Source organism: Psychrobacter sp. 1U2 (assembly GCF_051847575.1).
On sequence record NZ_JBPYDC010001743.1, the window covers coordinates 1 to 533 of the forward strand.

Consider the following 533-nt stretch of genomic DNA (forward strand, 5'->3'; position numbering starts at 1 on the left):
TGGACGTCCACCAGGTCAACACGGTGTAAGCCGTAATAAGACTTCAGAATATGCTTTACAGCTGCGCGAAAAGCAGAAAGTTAAACGTATTTATGGTGTATTAGAGCGCCAGTTTGCTAATTACTACAAAGAAGCTGCACGTAAGCGTGGTGCTACTGGTGAAAACCTACTAGCTATGCTAGAAAGTCGTTTAGACAACGTAGTATATCGCATGGGCTTTGGCTCAACTCGCGCTGAAGCACGTCAGCTAGTCAGTCACCGTACTGTTATGGTAAAAAAAGCTGGTCGTGATGAGTTTGTTCGTGTGAACATTCCGTCAATTCAGCTTCAAGATGGTGATGTCATCGCTATCCAAGAGAAGTCTCGCGAACAGTTGCGTATCAAAAACGCTATCGAGTTAGCGACACAACGTGGCATTCCAGAATGGCTAGATGTTGATCACAGCAAATTACAAGGTACTTTTAAACAAGCACCTGATCGCATTGATCTACCTGCTGAAATCAACGAAAGCTTGATCGTTGAGCTATACTCTA

At 43.9% G+C, this 533-nt stretch carries 1 protein-coding gene; it reads left to right on the forward strand.

Annotated elements, in window-relative coordinates; translation table 11 throughout:
- A partial coding sequence (gene rpsD, locus ACS8FD_RS24170; RefSeq protein ID WP_439277713.1) for a 30S ribosomal protein S4 occupies positions 1 to 533 on the forward strand: 533 nt, incomplete at both ends.